Origin of the sequence: Microbacterium gawkjiense, from assembly GCF_031932225.1 — a bacterium.
Classification (GTDB): domain Bacteria; phylum Actinomycetota; class Actinomycetes; order Actinomycetales; family Microbacteriaceae; genus Microbacterium; species Microbacterium gawkjiense.
The window spans coordinates 1,228,727-1,244,395 of the sequence record NZ_JAUZVV010000002.1 but is presented as its reverse complement, the minus strand read 5'-3'; the positions used below and the strand labels follow the sequence as shown (position 1 = coordinate 1,244,395).

19 protein-coding genes and 1 pseudogene are annotated in these 15,669 nt (G+C 71.5%); 14 read left to right on the top strand and 6 right to left on the bottom strand.

All coding sequences use genetic code 11. The features are described from left to right. Positions 1-14: 14 nt before the first annotated feature. The gene (locus tag Q9S71_RS14235) at positions 15-875 is read right to left on the bottom strand and encodes an ABC transporter substrate-binding protein (protein ID WP_311863047.1); all 861 of its coding nucleotides are present in this window, start codon (positions 873-875) and stop codon (positions 15-17) included. 179 nt (positions 876-1,054) lie between these two features. Here Q9S71_RS14235 and Q9S71_RS14230 point away from each other — a divergent pair, with 179 nt between their 5' ends. Beyond that, a complete protein-coding gene (locus Q9S71_RS14230; RefSeq protein WP_311863045.1) occupies positions 1,055-1,849 on the top strand; it encodes an NAD(P)H-binding protein in 795 nt (264 codons plus the stop codon). Positions 1,850-1,912: 63 nt separating this feature from the next. Continuing rightward, positions 1,913-2,880: pseudogene (locus tag Q9S71_RS14225) on the top strand (squalene cyclase). 29 nt (positions 2,881-2,909) lie between these two features. Here the strand turns inward: Q9S71_RS14225 and Q9S71_RS14220 are convergent. Then, positions 2,910-4,178, bottom strand: coding sequence for a hypothetical protein (locus Q9S71_RS14220; protein WP_311863042.1), 1,269 nt, complete (start codon positions 4,176-4,178; stop codon positions 2,910-2,912). 145 nt (positions 4,179-4,323) lie between these two features. Between Q9S71_RS14220 and Q9S71_RS14215 the strand changes: the two genes are divergently transcribed. Next, the gene (locus Q9S71_RS14215) at positions 4,324-4,566 is read left to right on the top strand and encodes a PLDc N-terminal domain-containing protein (RefSeq protein WP_311863039.1); all 243 of its coding nucleotides are present in this window, start codon (positions 4,324-4,326) and stop codon (positions 4,564-4,566) included. Positions 4,567-4,577: 11 nt separating this feature from the next. Here the strand turns inward: Q9S71_RS14215 and Q9S71_RS14210 are convergent, their stop codons facing one another. Then, on the bottom strand, positions 4,578-6,236 hold the full coding sequence (locus tag Q9S71_RS14210; RefSeq protein WP_311863038.1) for a thiamine pyrophosphate-binding protein: 1,659 nt from the start codon (positions 6,234-6,236) through the stop codon (positions 4,578-4,580). A 170-nt stretch (positions 6,237-6,406) separates the two neighbouring features. Between Q9S71_RS14210 and Q9S71_RS14205 the strand changes: the two genes are divergently transcribed. From Q9S71_RS14205 to Q9S71_RS14155, 11 genes are all read left to right on the top strand, one after another. Then, positions 6,407-6,751 (top strand): DUF6054 family protein, encoded by a 345-nt coding sequence (locus Q9S71_RS14205; protein ID WP_064001314.1) that lies wholly within the window; start codon positions 6,407-6,409, stop codon positions 6,749-6,751. 16 nt (positions 6,752-6,767) lie between these two features. Further along, on the top strand, positions 6,768-7,808 hold the full coding sequence (locus tag Q9S71_RS14200) for a winged helix DNA-binding domain-containing protein (protein ID WP_311863037.1): 1,041 nt from the start codon (positions 6,768-6,770) through the stop codon (positions 7,806-7,808). A 103-nt stretch (positions 7,809-7,911) separates the two neighbouring features. Continuing rightward, positions 7,912-8,463 (top strand): RNA polymerase sigma factor, encoded by a 552-nt coding sequence (locus tag Q9S71_RS14195; protein WP_311863034.1) that lies wholly within the window; start codon positions 7,912-7,914, stop codon positions 8,461-8,463. Further along, positions 8,460-9,044 carry an Asp23/Gls24 family envelope stress response protein gene (locus tag Q9S71_RS14190; RefSeq protein ID WP_311863032.1) on the top strand — a complete coding sequence of 195 codons (585 nt, stop codon included), beginning with the start codon at positions 8,460-8,462 and terminating at the stop codon, positions 9,042-9,044. Before Q9S71_RS14195 ends, Q9S71_RS14190 begins: the two co-directional genes overlap by 4 nt. A gap of 2 nt (positions 9,045-9,046) precedes the next feature. Beyond that, positions 9,047-9,364, top strand: a complete 318-nt coding sequence (locus Q9S71_RS14185; protein WP_311863031.1) for a hypothetical protein — start codon at positions 9,047-9,049, stop codon at positions 9,362-9,364. 140 nt (positions 9,365-9,504) lie between these two features. After that, positions 9,505-9,978: an Asp23/Gls24 family envelope stress response protein gene (locus Q9S71_RS14180; RefSeq protein WP_311863029.1), complete on the top strand. Its 474-nt coding sequence runs from the start codon at positions 9,505-9,507 to the stop codon at positions 9,976-9,978. After that, positions 9,975-10,163, top strand: coding sequence for a DUF2273 domain-containing protein (locus Q9S71_RS14175; protein WP_311863026.1), 189 nt, complete (start codon positions 9,975-9,977; stop codon positions 10,161-10,163). Before Q9S71_RS14180 ends, Q9S71_RS14175 begins: the two co-directional genes overlap by 4 nt. Next, complete coding sequence (locus Q9S71_RS14170) at positions 10,163-10,558, top strand: hypothetical protein (RefSeq protein WP_311863024.1); 396 nt, start codon at positions 10,163-10,165, stop codon at positions 10,556-10,558. Before Q9S71_RS14175 ends, Q9S71_RS14170 begins: the two co-directional genes overlap by 1 nt. Next, positions 10,555-11,139, top strand: coding sequence for a DUF6286 domain-containing protein (locus Q9S71_RS14165; protein ID WP_311863022.1), 585 nt, complete (start codon positions 10,555-10,557; stop codon positions 11,137-11,139). Before Q9S71_RS14170 ends, Q9S71_RS14165 begins: the two co-directional genes overlap by 4 nt. After that, on the top strand, positions 11,136-11,750 hold the full coding sequence (locus Q9S71_RS14160) for a hypothetical protein (protein WP_311863019.1): 615 nt from the start codon (positions 11,136-11,138) through the stop codon (positions 11,748-11,750). Before Q9S71_RS14165 ends, Q9S71_RS14160 begins: the two co-directional genes overlap by 4 nt. A gap of 59 nt (positions 11,751-11,809) precedes the next feature. Beyond that, the gene (locus Q9S71_RS14155; protein WP_018188814.1) at positions 11,810-11,986 is read left to right on the top strand and encodes a CsbD family protein; all 177 of its coding nucleotides are present in this window, start codon (positions 11,810-11,812) and stop codon (positions 11,984-11,986) included. 98 nt (positions 11,987-12,084) lie between these two features. Here the strand turns inward: Q9S71_RS14155 and efeB are convergent, their stop codons facing one another. Genes efeB through efeU form a run of 3 tightly spaced genes read right to left on the bottom strand, consistent with a single transcriptional unit; the run spans position 12,085 to position 15,553 of the window. Further along, entirely contained in the window at positions 12,085-13,383 is a 1,299-nt protein-coding gene (gene efeB, locus Q9S71_RS14150) for an iron uptake transporter deferrochelatase/peroxidase subunit (RefSeq protein ID WP_311863017.1), read from the bottom strand. Beyond that, positions 13,380-14,618, bottom strand: a complete 1,239-nt coding sequence (gene efeO / locus Q9S71_RS14145; protein ID WP_311863015.1) for an iron uptake system protein EfeO — start codon at positions 14,616-14,618, stop codon at positions 13,380-13,382. Before efeO ends, efeB begins: the two co-directional genes overlap by 4 nt. Then, positions 14,615-15,553, bottom strand: a complete 939-nt coding sequence (gene efeU, locus Q9S71_RS14140; protein ID WP_311863013.1) for an iron uptake transporter permease EfeU — start codon at positions 15,551-15,553, stop codon at positions 14,615-14,617. The genes efeO and efeU overlap by 4 nt, the downstream gene beginning before the upstream one ends. Positions 15,554-15,669: the final 116 nt, after the last annotated feature.

Sequence of the window (15,669 nt, the reverse complement as noted above, 5' to 3'; positions counted from 1 at the left end):
ACGCTAGCGCGCCCTCACTGGAGCTCGGTGACGCCCTCGGTCAGACCAGAGAGCCATTTCTCTTCGAGGTCGGCGAGGGTGCCGTCCTCGCGGAGCTCGTCGACGGCGGCGCTGACGGCCGGGGTGAGCGGCGAGTCCTTCGCGAGGAGGAGGCCCCACTGGTCCTCGATGCCCGACTTCGGCAGCTCGCCGACGAAGAACGAGTTCTCGATGTAGAAATTCACCGCGACGTAGGCGGTCGGGGTGTCGAGGACGACGGCGTCGACCTGGCCGGCGCTCAGGGCGGCGGTGGCGTCCTCGTTCGAGTTGTAGAGCTTCGGCTTCAGTCCGAGGTCGAGCGCGTCGAGGGTGAGGGCGCTCGTGGAGTTCGCCATCGCGCCGATCGTGATGTCCTCGAGCCCCGCAAGGGCGGTGACGCCATCGGCCTTACCGCCCTTGAGGGCGATCAGCGACTGGCTGGCGGAGTAGTAGGGCGACGAGAAGTCCACACCCTGCTTGCGCTCGTCGGTGATCGTGTACTGCTGGACGTTGAAGTCGAAGCTCTTCGGCCCCGGAGCGATCGCCGCGTCGAAGCTCGTCCGCACCCACTCGACGTCGTCCTTCGCGAAGCCGAGCTTGTCGGCGACGGCGTAGGCGACGGCGGCTTCGAAGCCTTCGCCGGACTCCGGGTCGTCGTCGATGACGTACGGCTCGTACGCGGTCTCGCCGGTCGCGATCGTGAGCTTGCCGGGGGTGACGTAGTCGTCGGGGGAGGGGCCTGCATCCGACGAGGACGAGGCGCTCGGCGCGGCGCTCGACGCGCAACCTCCGAGGAGCAGGGCGAGGGCGGCAGCGGATGCCGCGAGTGCGATGCGCAAGGCGGGACGACGGGACATGAGGGCCTCCGGAGGCGCCGAGCAGGCTCGGTCGAGGGGGTTCGGGTGGCGACGCCGCGCGATCGGGCGGGTGCCGACCCTCATTCTCGCGCGGGGAGGGATGCCGCGGGCCCCGGAGCGTCGCTTTGTTACACGCCCGTCATCGCCGCGGGCCGGTGCGCGCTTGAGAGGATGACGGGGTGACTCCTTCTCGCACTCTCATCGTCGGGTCCGGTCGGATCGGCTCGCGTGTCGCGGCCGCGCTGCGCGACGCGGGCGGCGAGGTCTGGACACTGCGGCGGTCGGCGGCATCCGCACCCGACGATCACCACATCGCGACCGACCTCTCGCGTCCGCTGGAACGCCCGCTGCCGGCCGTCGACGCCGTCGTCGTGACACTGCCGCCCGGGGACGACGACTTCCTCGCCGCGGCGGCGAGCCATCTGGCGGCGGCGCTTCCCGTGGCGCCGGGGCGGACGGTGTGGGTCTCGTCGACGCGCGTCTTCGAGGGGTACGGCGACGGCCGCCCCCTGACCGAGGCTGACGAGCCGCGCCCGGCGGGTCCGCGCGCGCAGCAGCTCGTCGACGGAGAGGTGCGCGCCGTCGACCTGCTGGACGCGGTCATCCTGCGGCCGGCCGGGATCTACGGGCCCGGGCGCGACCGCCTCATCCGGCAGGTCCAGGCCGGTGCGCCGGTCGATCACGAGCGCCGGACCAACCGCATCCACGAGACCGACGTCGTGCGGACGATCCTCGCCCTGCTCGCCGTGGACGCCCCGCCGCGGGTGGTGCACGGCACGGACGAGCGCCACGCCACGCTCGGCGAGGTCGTGACGTTCCTCGCCGGACACCTCGGAGTGCCGGTGCCGCCGCGCGGCGCACCGGGTGAGCGGCGCGGCACCGTGCTCGACGGTGCGCTGCTGCGCTCGGTCGTCGGCCCGCTCGCCTACCCGACGTTCGAGGACGGCTACGGCGAGATGCTCGCCGAGCGCTGACCGCCGCGGGAGCCTGGGCGTCGACCCCTGGCGGGTGTCGGAGGCGCGCGGGAAGATGAGCGCATGAGCGTCGACCCCCGGATCCTCGACTGGATGCGCGACTCCGACCCGTCGCTGCGATGGCAGGTCGAGCGCGACCTCGCGGGGGAGCCCGCCGAGGTGTGGCAGGCGACGCGCGCCCGTGTCGCGACGGAGGGGTACGGCGCGGCCCTGCTCGCGCAGCAGGGTGAGGACGGACAGTGGGAGGGCGGCGCGTACTTCCCGGCCGGGTTCTTCGGCAGCCCCGAATCGGAGATGCCGGGCAGCCGTGGACGGCGACGACTTGGACGCTGAAGGATCTGCGCGAGTGGGGAGTCCCGGCATCCGCCCTCGGGGACACCGCTGACAAGCTCGACCGCCACAGCCGGTGGGAGTACGACGACCTGCCCTACTGGGGCGGCGAGGTCGACGTCTGCATCAACGCCTTCACGCTCGGGACCGGGGCCTGGCTCGGCGCCGACGTCTCGCGGCTCGCGCAGTGGTTCCCCGAGCATCAGCTCGCCGACGGCGGGTGGAACTGCGAGGCCGAGGAGGGTGATTCCGTCCGCAGCTCGTTCCACTCGACCCTCAACGCCCTGCGGGGCATGCTCGCTTACGAGGAGTTCACGGGCGACACCGCCCTGCGCGACAGTCGCCGACGCGGTCAGGAGTATCTGCTCGAGCGCCGCTTGCTGTACCGGCTGTCGACCGGCGACCTCGTCGGACCCTTCGTGACGCAGTTCGTCTACCCGAACCGGCACCGTTACAGCGCACTCACCGCCCTCGACCACTTCCGCGAGGCATCCCTGCACGACGGCGTCGCCCCCGACGAGCGACTCTCGGACGCCGTCGACCTGGTGCGGGCCGCGCAGCGGCCCGACGGGACGTGGCACCAGGGTCGCCTCCTCGAAGGGCGCCGCTGGTTCGATGTCGACGCTCCCGAGGGGCAGCCCTCGCGCTGGCTCACCTTTTTCGCGCTCCGCGCGCTGCAGTGGTGGGATGCCGACCGGTGACGCGCCTCAACGGGACCCGGGCGGATCGGTCAGTTGGCCACGTGGCCCCAGCCGCTGCGAACGGTACTGGTCGCAGGCACGACGGTGCAGCTGTTGTACGACCCCGTCGTGAGCTGATCCCACACCTTGTTGTTCTGACGGACGACGTGTCCGTAGGGGTTGGTTCCCGTCTCGCGGATGTAGTTCGGCCAGCCGGCGATGTAGTTGTCGTTCACCGTGACGGTCGTGGGGTAGCGCATCGAGTAGGTCTTGATCCCGCCGTCGTCGCGGTTCGGGGTGAAGGGCAGGCCGATGACGTTGCGAGTGATGGAGATGTGCTGGGCGGTCGATCCGACGACCACGCCCGATCCGGAGCGCAGCAGCGTGTTGTTGCGCACGGTGACGTAAGCGGGTGATTCGGCAGGGTTCTGTGACGGACCGAGCTTGATGTTCGCCCCATTGGGTGCGTTCCACATGAAGTTGCGCTGGATCACGCCATCACGGGAGTACTGCGAGGGCTTCACGTACAGGTTGTGGTCGGTGTTGCCGGGGTTGGTGCCCCGATTGTTGTGAATGCAGTTCTGATTGACGCGCCAGGACTGAGGCGCGGTGGCGGCGCTGGGACCCCCGGATGCGAAGCTCACGAGCATATTGGCGTTGCCGTGTGCGCCCGAGACCTCGTTGCGCTGAAAGAGCCAGCCGGTGCCCCCGAACATGCCGACGATGTAGTGCCTGTTGGCCGTGATGGTGGAGTGCCAGCCGAAGCGGATACCGGCGATGGTCCAGTAGTCGGGGTCCTGGAAGTTGATGTACCCGTTCAGCCTGACCGACTCGCCGGGATAGTTCTGCAGGACGAGACGGTGGGTGCTCGAGGTGCCCTTGTGGTCGGTGCGTCCGTCGCCGGTGGTGCTGATGGCCTCGTTGTAGGTCCCGCCCCGCACCACGATGACATCGCCCGGGCGCGAGGCGTAGATCGCCACCTTGATCGTCCGCATGGGGTGGGCGGCGTCGGGTTGGGGGCAGTTGGCGGAGCCCAGACCGTTGGTACGAGCCCAATACGGTGTCCGGTTGCCATGCAGACAGTCGTTGCGTGGCCAGGGCGCATCACCGGCCTCGTGCCCTGTGGGGTCGTAGGCGAAGTCCGCACCGCGGGCCGCGTCGACGTAGATGTAGCGACCCGTCGAGCCGGTCGGACGGTAGAGTCCGGTGGTGCCGATGCCGAACCCGGGCTTCGTGTCGGCGTGGGCGGGGGGCGCAGCCACGATCGCCGACCCCATCAAGGCGTAGACGGTGACCAGGGCCGCGATGATCGTCAGCATCCGTCGTGGGGTATTCATATGTGCGCCGCAGTCTGGGGGTCTGCGCCTCCACTGCCACGGTAACCCGAAAGCTGGGAGATCGCAGGGTGGAGTTCGCACCGGCCGGCGCCCGGACCCGTCGTGGAGCTGAGCTAGGTTCGGAGGCGTGATCGTCAACCCGCTCCCCCCGACTGCCTACGACATCGTCTGGTCCGTCGTTGCGGTCGTCATCGTCGGGCTCGCGATCGTCGCGATCGTCTCGCTCTCGCGGGTGGCGCGCCGTCTGACCGCCGTGCAGGCGTTGATCTGGGTCCTCGTGGTGCTGTTCGTCCCGGTCCTCGGCCCCGTCGCCTGGCTCGCGGTCGGTCGGCGGGCCGGCCTCGAGGGCCGCCCCGACTCCCGCACCTGACGGGTCGCGCCTCAGCGCCGCAGGTTCACCTGCAGGATCTCCTCCTGGTACGGCGCGCGGACGGCGCCGGACACGCGCAGGTCCAGCAGCAGGAACCGGCGCTCGTCCGCCGGCAGCTCCCGCCAGTGTGCGAGCGCGTCGAGGTCGTCGAGGGTCCGCACGACGACGCCCTCGGCACCGACGGCGCGGGCGAGGCCGGCGAAGTCGACCTCGGGGATCTCCATCGGCCCGCGCGCCAGTCCCATCACCCCGTACAAATGCACCTCGGCGCCATACGCGCCGTCGTTCCACACGACCGCGAGGCCGCGGCCGCGCGCGACCCGGACGGCGGATTCGAGGTCGGCGATCGCCATCAGTCCGCCGCCGTCGCCGGTCGTGAGAACGATCGTCGACTCGGGACGCGCCGTCGCCGCACCGGGGACCGACGGGAAGCCGAGCCCGATCGACTGATATGCGGTGCCGACCATCATCATCCGGTCGGGTGAGGCGACCGGCCAGAACATGTTGGCCCAGCCGATGAAGTGGCCCCCGTCCGAGACGACGACGCGGTCCTCGGGCAGCAGCTCCGCGATGGCCGCCGCCGCGCTGCGGGGATCGAGCCGGCCGTCGGGGGCGATGCCGTCGCCGTGCTCCCGCGCGCGCAGTGCGGCGACGTCGACGCCTTCCCGCCAGCGCGACGCGCCGCCGCCGAGACGCTCGAGCTCGTCGACGATCGCCCGCGCGGCGAGCGCGGCATCCGCCCGCAGGTACCGGCCGACCTGCGGATGCGTCGCCGCGGGTGCGACGTCGACCTGAACGATCGTCGCGTCGGGGGCGAACAGTTCGCCGAAGCGCATCGTGAACTGGTTGAGCGAGGCGCCGAAGACGACGACGACGTCGGCCTCGCGGACCGTCGCCATGGCCCGCTCGGCCCCGAAGCCGCCCGTGACCCCCAGGTCGAACTCCGCGCGCGGGAAGATTCCCCGGCCGAGGGCGGTGGATGCCGTCAGCGCCCCGGCCGCGTCGGCGAGACGTCCGAGCTCGTCGCCGGCCCCGGCGGTCCACGCGCCCCGACCGGCGAGCAGCAGGGGGCGCTCCGCCGTGGCGAGCAGACGCGCGATCGCCGCGACGGTCGCCTCGGCGTGGGGTCCGCTGGGTGCGAGCGGGGCGGGCAGCACCGGATCGGGTGTCGGGGGGATCTCGCCCGCCTCGCGGCCGCCGACGTCGTAGGGGATCGCGAGGACGACGGGGATGCGGAACGACAGGGCGTGCTCGATGGCGATGACCGTCGTGGCCGCGGCGTCCGTCCGTCCGACGGTGTAGGTGCGGACGCCGACCGCCGACGCGAGCGAGAGCTGGTCGACGTCCCACGGACGCGGACCCGAGGTCGGTTCGTCGCCGACCACGAGCACGAGCGGCACCCGAGCCTGTGCCGCCTCGGCGAGCGCGGTGAGCGTGTTCGTGAACCCGGCGCCGTAGGTGGCGGTCGCGGCGGCGAGCCCGCCCCCGGCCCGATGGTGCGCGTCGGCGGCGACGACCCCGCCCGCCTCGTGGCGGACGGCGGTGAAGGTGACGTCGTCGCGACGCTCGAGGGCGTCGAGGACGAGGGCGTTGCCGTTGCCCATCACGCCGAAGACGTGGTCGATGTGGGCGGCGAGGGCGGAGGCGACGTGGGCGGCGACGGTGGGCATGGATGCTCCTGGAGACGATGACGACGGATGCCGTATGTGTCTCGCTCCCCGCTGCGTCGCGGGTGGCTGCGTGCCCCTTTTCCGAGCACCAGGGTCGGTCGCGGCCCTGGACGGCATTCAGTGTAGCCACGACGCGTGCGGGAATCACGTCCGCGTGCCACACTGCGGTCATGCTGCAGACGATGGAGATCAGCCTCACCCCGTTCGACGCGGCACGCATCGTCCTCGACCACGTGCAGTCGTCGGGCATGACGGTCGAGTGCGTGGGGCAGCACGCCACGGCGACGGAGTCCGGTCACCAGATGGCGCTGCTGATCTTCGAGAAGTACTACATGCGCACGAGCAGTCGCGCGTCCCTCACGGTCGTGATCGAGAACCTCGCCGGCCCGACGAAGGCCGTCTTCCGCGGATCCGGCGGGGGCGAGGGGGCGCTGTTCCGCTTCGACTGGGGCGCGAGCGCCGACTTCGCCTCGAGCGTGATCGACGCGCTCGAGCCGTACGCGACGTCGGCCTGAGCGGGCGGATGCCGAGATGACGGATGCCGCGACGGTCCGCGCGCACCGGCTCCGCTCGCACCTGCTCGCCTCGCCCGCGGCGAGCGTCGTGGAGGTCGCCGAGCATCTGGGCGCCCTGCAGGCGCAGGACTTCGGCGCCGGGCGGTGGGCCCTCGGCATCCGGACTGCGGGGGAGATCTCCGACGCGGACGTCGACCGGGCGTTCGACGACGGACACCTCGTCCGGGCGTGGACGCAGCGCGGCACGCTCCACACGGTCACGCCGTCGTCCGTCGCCGCGATCCTCGCGGTCACGGGCGCGCGGCAGCTGCGCGCGATCGGCGTCGATCCCGACGTGCTCGACCGGGCCGAGCGCGTCTTCCGAGCCGCGGTGGCCGTCGAGGGCCGTCGGACGCGAGCCGGCCTCGCGACGGCGCTCGAACGGGACGGTGTCGTCACCTCAGCACGCCAGGCCGGCGGCATCCTGCTCGCCCTCTCCTTCCGGGGCGTCCTGGGTCTCGGGCCCGTCGTCCCGCGCGACGATGGTGTCACCCGCGAGCAGTTCCTCGTCCGGCTGCCCGACGGGGGCGCTGTCGGCGACGACCCCGCGGTGGACCTCCTCGTCGCCTACCTCCGCGGGCATGCGCCGGCGTCGACGGCGGACTTCGCGTGGTGGGCGGGGATCCCCGCGGGCCTGGCGCGCGCCGCGGGGGAACGCGCGGAGGACCGGGTCGTCGCCTTCGGTGACGGGCTCCTCGCCCTTCCGGGCGCATCCCCGGTGCCGCGCCCCGCAGCGGATGCCGCGACCCTCGCATTACCGGCCTTCGACGAGTACACGCTGTCGTACGCCGACCGGACGATCGGGCTCGGCGCGGGCGACCGGGTGACGGTCGGCCCCACCGCGAACGGGATGATGCGGCCGGTCATCCTGCGCCGCGGCGTGGCCGTCGGCACGTGGCGGCTCTCGCTCGCGAAGGGGGCGACGGGGGCCGCAGAGGCGACGCTGTTCGACGGCGAGACGGATGACGGGGTCGGCGCCGCGCTCGAACGCGCGCGACGCTTCTTCGGTTTCGCCTAGCCGTTCGCATGCGGGTACGCAAGAAGTTTCTGCGACCCGACGCCACGGTTAGCGTCGGCACCAGCCGGCCCACCCGAGGAGGCCGCACGGGAGGGAGCGCGTCATGGTCTCTCCGCTGCACGATGTGCCCGACCGCATCCTCGTCCAGCGGGCGGTCGACGGCGACACCGCCGCCTTCGGCGAGATCCTGCGCAGGCACTCCTCCCTCGTGCGCGCCTACGTGTACCGCATCGTGAAGTCCGTCGCCGATACCGACGACGTCGTCCAGGACGCGTTCGTGACGGCCTGGAAGCAGCTCCCCACCCTCCGCGATCCTTCGGCCGTCAAGTCCTGGCTGATGCGGATCGCGGGGCGGGAGGCGCTGGCCCTGGCCACCCGCAGGTCGCGAGAGGATGCTCTCGACGATGCGACCCTGCCCCCGTCGTCCGCCGCGCAGCCCGAGAGGTCCGCGATCCAGAACGAGCATCTCGCCGCTCTCTCGCGGGCGCTGGATCGACTCAAAGAGGATCAACGGCGATGCTGGTTGCTCCGAGAAGTGGCTGAACTCAGCTACGCCGAGATCGCAGAAGAGATGAACATGACCGACAGCACCGTCCGAGGATTGCTCGCACGTGCGCGGGCGAGCATCGCGATCGAGATGGAGGGATGGCGATGAGCGCTGACGATGACTCCTCGACCCTCGACTGCGGCCGCACGATCGACGAGCTCAGCAGCTACGTCGAGGCGGGGCGCACGCCGCGCGATCCGCACATCGAGTCCTGCCCCGACTGCCTGAACACTCTCGAGGCGCTGGAGCGTGTCGGCCAGCTCTCGCGCGACCTGGTCGCCGACGACGCCGAACGGATGCCGCGGCCTCCGGAGAGCTGGTTCGAGGGCATCCTCTCGGTGATCCACTCCGAGCTCCGCGCCGGGCGCAGCTTCCCGATCCACCACCCCGATCCCCGCGTGACCATCACCGTCACCGAGGGGGCCGTGCGATCGCTGGTGCGCTCGAGCGCCGACGCCCTCGACGGGATCTACCTGGGGCGGACCGAGATCGTCGGGGACGCGGAGACGCCCGGCGCCCCCGTCCGCATCGATCTCACCGCATCGGTGGCCTGGGGCAGGTCGATCCCCGATCTCACCTCCGCGCTGCGCGACCTCGTCTACCGGGTCCTCGCCGAGCACACCGAACTCAACGTCACCGCCGTCAACGTCGCCGTCGAGGAACTCCACGGCACAGAAGGGGAGGAGTGAGCGTGTCCGAGCCGATCTCCGACGACCAGCCCGACCTCGTCGCCCGCGTCCGTGCCGTCGACGGCGTGACCGACGTCTACTCGCCGCGATCGGCGGTCACCCGCATCCCGGGACTCATCGCCGCCGCGGCCGGCAAGGCCGACGACCGGATGGCGGAGGTCGCCGTCACCGTGCGCGACGGCGTGCCCCTGGTCGCCGCGCGGATCGCGACCGCGTCGCAGGACAGCACCCCGGACGCCGCCCGTCGCGTCGCCGACGCGCTGCTGGCCAACACGCCCGACGACGCGCGGATCAGCATCCAGATCGCCCGGATCCACTGACCTCAGAACCCCGCCGAAGATTCTCCGAACTTTTTTGTGACGAATCGGGACGCCCGGCCCTCTTATGTACGAGGCCGACAGACAGCGGCCCACGACGCACCGCAAGGGCGTCGCCAGATCGTTCGAGAAAGAGGAGAACCATGGCCACCGAGACCACCAAGACCACCGCTCCCGTCACGCCGGGCGCCGGTCGCGTGGACCGCACCACGCCCGCGATCGACGAGACCTCGTCCGCCACGAACGGCACCACGGTCATCGCCGACGGTGTCGTGGCCAAGGTCGCCGGGATCGCCGCCCGTGAGATCCCGGGCGTCCACGCGCTGGGCGGCGGCGGAGCACGCGCCCTCGGCGCGATCCGCAACGCCATCAACGCCACCGACCTCGGTCAGGGCGTGAAGGTCGAGGTCGGCGAGACCCAGGCCGCCGTCGACCTCACGATCGTCGTGGAGTACCCGACGCCCGTCCACCAGGTCGCCTCGCAGGTGCGTGACGCCGTCGCCGGTGCCATCACCCGCCTCGTCGGGCTCGAGGTCGTCGAGGTCAACGTGACCGTCGACGACGTCCACATCCCGGGTGACGAGGACGAGGAGCACGAGGAGTCGCGCGTCTCATGAGTGCCACGATGAAGGGCGCCGTCCTGGGCGCCGTACTCGCCGTCGCCGCTCTCGTGTTCGGGTTCTGGGGCTTCCTGCTCGTGGGCCTGTTCATGGCGATCGGTGCCGTGATCGGACGCGTCGTGTCCGGCCAGCTCGATCTGCGGGCCGTGACCGACGCCTTCACGGGACGGCGTACGTCCTGATGCGTATCGACACCGACGGAACCGCGGTCGGCGGGTCCTCGCGACCCGCCGCCGTGGAGCCCGGCGTCGCCGGCCGTACCGATGTCGCCGAGCGCGTGCTCGTCGCCATCGCGCGGGCGGTGTCCGCCGATGTCATCGGCGTCCCGCGGGGCAAGGTTTCCGTGGGTGTCGCCGATCGACGGGACGGCATGGCTCTGAAGGTCTCGAGCCCCCTGCCGGTCCCCGACCTCGATGACCTCGAGGCGGTGCAGAGCACCGTCCCCGTCCTCGAGCGCGCCGCGCGGATGCAGGAGCAGCTGCGCGACCGACTGACCCACCTGCTCGGGCGTGACATCGCCCGGGTCGACATCACCGTGACAGGTGCCCTGACACCGGAAAGGAAGCGTGTGCGATGACCACTCCTGTGCTGCGTCGCGTCGTGCGCCGCGAGACACACTCGCCGCGCAGCGTCGCCTTCGCGCTCGTCGTCCTCCTGGCCGTCCTGGCGTGCCTTTACGTCGCGGTCGAACTCATCCTCGCGCTCGCCGCGCTGCCGCCCCTGCTGGTGCGGCCGATGGCGGCGCTCGCATGGGTCGCCGCCCTGCCGACCGACGTCCCCGTCGCCGCCGCTGTGGCGGGCGGACTGGTCGTCGCCGCGCTGGGTGTGTGGCTCCTCGTCCTCGCCCTCGCGCCGGGACGCTTGTCCAAGCACGAAGTGGATGCCGGCGGCCGCGCCGCCGTCATCGACAACGGTGTGCTCGCCTCGTCCCTCGCCCAGCGGGTGAGCGATGAGACGGGTCTCGCCCGCGACCGCGTGACGGTCGGGGTGGCGCACCGGAGCATCGACGTCACCGTCCGGCCGGGAGCCGGCATCCCGATCGACAAGGGCCAGGTCGAGACCGTCACCGCGGCGGAGGTCGCCGCGCTGAAGCTCGCCCGCCCCGTCCGCACCCGCGTTCGCATCGAACGCACCGATGAAGAGGAGAAGTCGGCATGAACGACACCAACCGTGCGCTGAACCGCACCGTGCTCTTCCTCGTCGGTCTCGTCCTCATCGTCGTCGGGGGAGCGGCGGCCACCGCCGTCGCGATCCCCGCCGTGGGCGAGGTCTGGGCGTCGTCCGGCTCCGCCGCGATCGACGCGCTCCGCGCCGCGGGTGACGCGACCACGATCGGCGGGACGAGCCTCAGCTGGGCGGTCATCGGCGCGACGGCGGTCGCCGTCGTGATCGCGGTGATCCTCATCGCGGCCCTGACGACCCTCGTCAGCCGGCGCTCCAAGACCGTGCTCCGCTCGAGCGGGGCGCAGAACCCTCTCGGCCGGGTGACGGTCACGGAGTCGTTCGCCGCCGACGCGGTGAAGAACTCGCTGAGCCGGCAGGACGACGTCGTGGCGGCGTCGGTCACGGCGCACACCGTGCAGGACGAGCCGGTCCTCCACGTGAGCGTCACCGCCCGTCAGGGCGCCGACCCGCGTCGCATCGTCGACCACGTCGACCGTCTCGTCGACGGACTCGCGGCCGTGACCGGCACCGAGACCCCCGCTTTCGTCTCCGTCCACGGCGGACTGCGCAGCAGGCTCGCCCCGGACGCTCCCCGGGTCAGCTGACCCATTCCACACCTCGAACCAGGCACCGGTTCACCCACCCACACAGAAAGGAGACCCTCATGGGACTCGACGACAAGATCAAGAACGCCGCTCAGGACATCGCCGGCAAGGCGAAGGAAGCGATCGGCAAGGCCACCGACAACGACAAGCTCGTCGCTGAGGGCAAGGCCGACCAGACCAAGGCCGACGCGAAGAAGGCCGGAGAGAACGTGAAGGACGCCTTCAAGAAGGACTGACCTTCACCACCTCGCGCAATTCGGGCAGCGCGAGGATGCGGGGAGCACGTGGGGGCGTGTTCCCCGCCCTTCCGTGTGTGCGGAGCGGTTCTCCCTGATCAGGCGAACAGCTCCGCACCCACGAAGGAGCCGTCCCGCGCGCCGCGCGGGACGGCCCACAGGCCCGAGGCGACGTGACGGACGTACTCGTTCATCAGGTCGCCGGACAGGGCGCGCTGCAGCGTGACGAACTGCTCGGGGGAGCGCTGGTACGACAGGAAGAACAGCCCCGCGTCCAGTCGGCCGAGCGCGGTGTTGCCGTCCACGTAGTTGTAGCCGCGCCGCAGGATGCGGATCCCGTCGTTGAGGTCGGGATGCGCCAGGCGCACGTGCGAGGCCGCATCGATGGCGGGGGTGCCGGCGGCATCCTTCTTCGCGAAATCGGGCGCCGTCGCCTCGCGGCCGCCCGACAGGGGAGCGCCCTCGGACTTGTCGCGTCCGATGATGCGCTGCTGCTCCGAGAGGCGGACGCGGTCCCACGTCTCGATGAGCATGGCGACCTTGCGGGCCACGAGGTAGGAGCCGCCCGCCAGCCACGCGGGCTCGTCGTCCTCCGCGACCCAGACGTGGTCGGCGAGGGCGGTGGCGTCGTCCGCGAGAATGTTGGCGGTGCCGTCCTTGAACCCGAAGAGGTTCCGCGGCGTCGCCTGGGCGGCGGTCGTCTTCGACGTCTTGCCGAAGCCCAGTTGCGACCAGCGCAGACGGGCGCGGCCGAACGCGATGCGGCTGAGGTTGCGCACGGCGTGCACGGCGACCTGCGGGTCGTCGGCGCACGCCTGGATGCAGAGGTCGCCGTTCGAGACCGCTGGATCGAGGTCGTCGCCGAGGAAGGCGGGCAGCTTCTCGAGCGCCCGGGGGCGGAGGTTCGCGAGTCCGAACCGGTCGGTCCCGTCCTCGGCGCGGAACAGGGTGGGACCGAATCCGAGGGTGATGGTGAGGCCGGATGCCGGCAGTCCCAACGCCTCCCCGGTGTCGTCCGGCGGTGCCTCGGGCGAGCCGCCGACGGCGCCTGTAGCGCTGACCTCGAGGCCCTGCGTCATCCGGGCCGCCGCGTAGCTCCAATCCTGCAGCAGCGACTGCAGGTCGGCGCGGTCCGTGCCCGCCATCACGTCGAACGCGGCGAAATGCAGGTGGTCCTGCATCGGGGTGGTGATGCCCGCTTGGTGCTCGCCGAAGAACGGGTGAACGGACGACCCGCCCGTGCCGGAGCGTGCGATCGCGGTGGCCGCGACCGCGCCGCCGCCCGCTCCCAGGGCGAGACCTGCGGCTCCGACCCCGGCGGCGAGGCCGAACAGCCCCCGTCGGCTGAGGCCCGGACGCGGGGTCTCGTCGGGCGTCGGTTCCTGCTCGTCGATCACTGGAGGACGGTGGCGGTCAGCCGCGACAGCGGTTCGGCGAGCGCGTTGATGAGGTCGGTGAGGGTCCGCTTGTCGTCCTCGGTCAGCGTGCGGTAGGCGACGAATCCGTCCGTCAGGGAGCCGTGCTGGGCGAGTGCGGCCTCGAGGTCGTCGTACCGGCGCGTGATCTCCTTCGTGAGCTCGGCGCCCTCGGAGCCTGTCGCGGATGCGAAGTCCGCGACGAGGGAGAACGCCATCTCGGAGCCCTCGACGTTGGCGGCGAAGTCCGAGAGGTCGGTACCCGACCACCAGTCCTCCTCGCCGGTGATCTTGCCGGTCGCGACCTCGTCGAGGAGGGCGATGGCGCCGTTCGAGATGCCGGCCACCCCCTGCGTGTCGAGGGCTTCCTGGAAGTCGTCGGAGTGCACGTAGTCGTTCAGTTCGCCCACGTCGGCGATCAGCCGGTCGCCGAAGGCGGCGCGCTGCGCGGGCGTCGAGGGGGACCAGTCCTGCCAGGCGGGGGTCTCGCCGTCGGCGTTCAGGGCGTCCTTCTTCGGCACCCAGAGGTCCTTCTCGATGCGGTGGAAACCGGTCCAGTCGAGTCCCTCCGCGACGGCGTCGACCTCGCGATAGTCGATGCGCGGGTCGAGGTCGCCGAGCGACTCGGCGACCGGCTCGATGCGCTCGTAGAACGCGCGGACGGTCGGGAACTGCTCCCGCGCCCGGTCGTCCTGACCGGACTCGTACGCCGTCGCGAACGTGTCGACCGCGGGGACGAGCTGCTCGACCTGGTCCTTGACGAAGGCCGCGTACAGGTCGACGGCCTTCTGCTTCTGCTCGGCGTCGTCGCCGGTGACCGCGACCGCGTTGCCGCTGACGGTGAAGTCCGCCCGCCCGACGCCCTCGCCGACCATCCCGGGCTTGCAGAGGGTCTTGTACCGGCCCGGCTGCGCGACGACGGTGAGGGTGCGCTCGGCGCCGGGGGCGATGTTCTCGACCTCGCCGATGATGCGCAGGCCGTCCTCGGCGAGCAGGTAGAACTCGCTCACCTGCGAGCTCGTGTTCGAGACGGCGAAGGTCAGCGTCCCGCTCTTCGCGGCGGTCGCGGACACCTCGCACGAGGTGTCGGTCGAGGTGACCGTGAGGGCGTCGCCGCTTGCGACCTCCGATTTCGCGACGCACCCCGACAGGGCGACGGCGGCGACGGCAGCGAGGGCGACGGCGAGGGACGCCGGGGCGCGACGGGGGCGGATCATGATGCTCCTTGGGATGCGGGACGGGGCGCGACGGCCGGGGTGGATGCCGCGGGGCGGGCGTGCGGGCGACGGCGGAGGCCGCGGACGAAGAACGAGCCGACGACACCGAGGTAGACGGTCCAGGCGACGACCTGGAGCCACGTCATCTGGGGCATGAAGCCGACCGTGGCCTGCAGGATGGCGGCGAGGGTGCTGTCGGGCGGGATCTGGCCGGTCGCGTCGAACGCCCAGCCGAACGGGAAGCCGGCCCACCCGACGCCGACGGCACCGGTCATGGGGTCGATGGTGGCGGCGGCGGAGAAGGGGCCGGGCAGGGCGCCTGCCTCCTGCAGGTCGTGGACGGCGTAGGCGAGGACGCCGGCCGCGACGATCACGAGGAACCCTCCCGTCCACGCGAAGAAGCGGCGGAGGTCCAACCGCACCATGCCGCGGGCGAGCAGCCAGCCGAGGACCGCGGCGACGGCCAGGCCCAGGAGCGCGCCGAGGAGAGCGGACGGCGCGTCGCCGAAGGACTGCACCATCGACCACAGCAGGAGCGTCGTCTCGATCCCCTCCCGGGCGACGGAGACGAAGCCGATCGCGACGATGCCCCAGAACCCGCTCATCGCGAGGGCGCGGTCGAGGCCGCCCTCGAGGTGCGACTTCAGGGTGCGCGCGGTGCGCTGCATCCAGAAGATCATCCAGGTGACCATCGCGACGGCCAGCAGCGAGAGGACGCCCCCGATGAGTTCCTGCGCCTCGAAGGTGAGCGCGTAGGCGCCGAACGTGAGGACGGCGCCGATCCCCAGGGCGAGCACGATCGCCAGCCCGACACCCGCCCAGAGGCGGGGGAGCACATCGCGCCGCCCGATGCGGGTGAGGTAGGCGACGAGGATGCCGACGACGAGCGCGGCTTCGAGGCCTTCGCGGAGGCCCATGAGGAAGGTGGCGAGCACGGGGATCTCTTCGGGTGTACGGAAGTGAGGCCGGTGCCCGCTGCCCCGTCGCAGCCCGTCCGCGGACCCGCCGCGGATTGATCGCGACTTAGGTTAGGCGAACCTCACTCGCGCGA

Excerpts from the sequence above, each read along its gene's own strand:
- Q9S71_RS14235 (WP_311863047.1), bottom strand. The coding sequence starts at position 875 with ATGTCCCGTCGTCCCGCCTTGCGCATCGCACTCGCGGCATCCGCTGCC.
- Q9S71_RS14220 (WP_311863042.1), bottom strand. The coding sequence starts at position 4,178 with ATGCTGACGATCATCGCGGCCCTGGTCACCGTCTACGCCTTGATGGGG.
- Q9S71_RS14210 (WP_311863038.1), bottom strand. The coding sequence starts at position 6,236 with ATGCCCACCGTCGCCGCCCACGTCGCCTCCGCCCTCGCCGCCCACATC.
- Q9S71_RS14205 (WP_064001314.1), top strand. The coding sequence starts at position 6,407 with ATGCTGCAGACGATGGAGATCAGCCTCACCCCGTTCGACGCGGCACGC.
- Q9S71_RS14200 (WP_311863037.1), top strand. The coding sequence starts at position 6,768 with ATGACGGATGCCGCGACGGTCCGCGCGCACCGGCTCCGCTCGCACCTG.
- Q9S71_RS14195 (WP_311863034.1), top strand. The coding sequence starts at position 7,912 with ATGGTCTCTCCGCTGCACGATGTGCCCGACCGCATCCTCGTCCAGCGG.
- Q9S71_RS14190 (WP_311863032.1), top strand. The coding sequence starts at position 8,460 with ATGAGCGCTGACGATGACTCCTCGACCCTCGACTGCGGCCGCACGATC.
- Q9S71_RS14180 (WP_311863029.1), top strand. The coding sequence starts at position 9,505 with ATGGCCACCGAGACCACCAAGACCACCGCTCCCGTCACGCCGGGCGCC.
- Q9S71_RS14175 (WP_311863026.1), top strand. The coding sequence starts at position 9,975 with ATGAGTGCCACGATGAAGGGCGCCGTCCTGGGCGCCGTACTCGCCGTC.
- Q9S71_RS14170 (WP_311863024.1), top strand. The coding sequence starts at position 10,163 with ATGCGTATCGACACCGACGGAACCGCGGTCGGCGGGTCCTCGCGACCC.
- Q9S71_RS14165 (WP_311863022.1), top strand. The coding sequence starts at position 10,555 with ATGACCACTCCTGTGCTGCGTCGCGTCGTGCGCCGCGAGACACACTCG.
- Q9S71_RS14160 (WP_311863019.1), top strand. The coding sequence starts at position 11,136 with ATGAACGACACCAACCGTGCGCTGAACCGCACCGTGCTCTTCCTCGTC.
- Q9S71_RS14155 (WP_018188814.1), top strand. The coding sequence starts at position 11,810 with ATGGGACTCGACGACAAGATCAAGAACGCCGCTCAGGACATCGCCGGC.
- efeO (WP_311863015.1), bottom strand. The coding sequence starts at position 14,618 with ATGATCCGCCCCCGTCGCGCCCCGGCGTCCCTCGCCGTCGCCCTCGCT.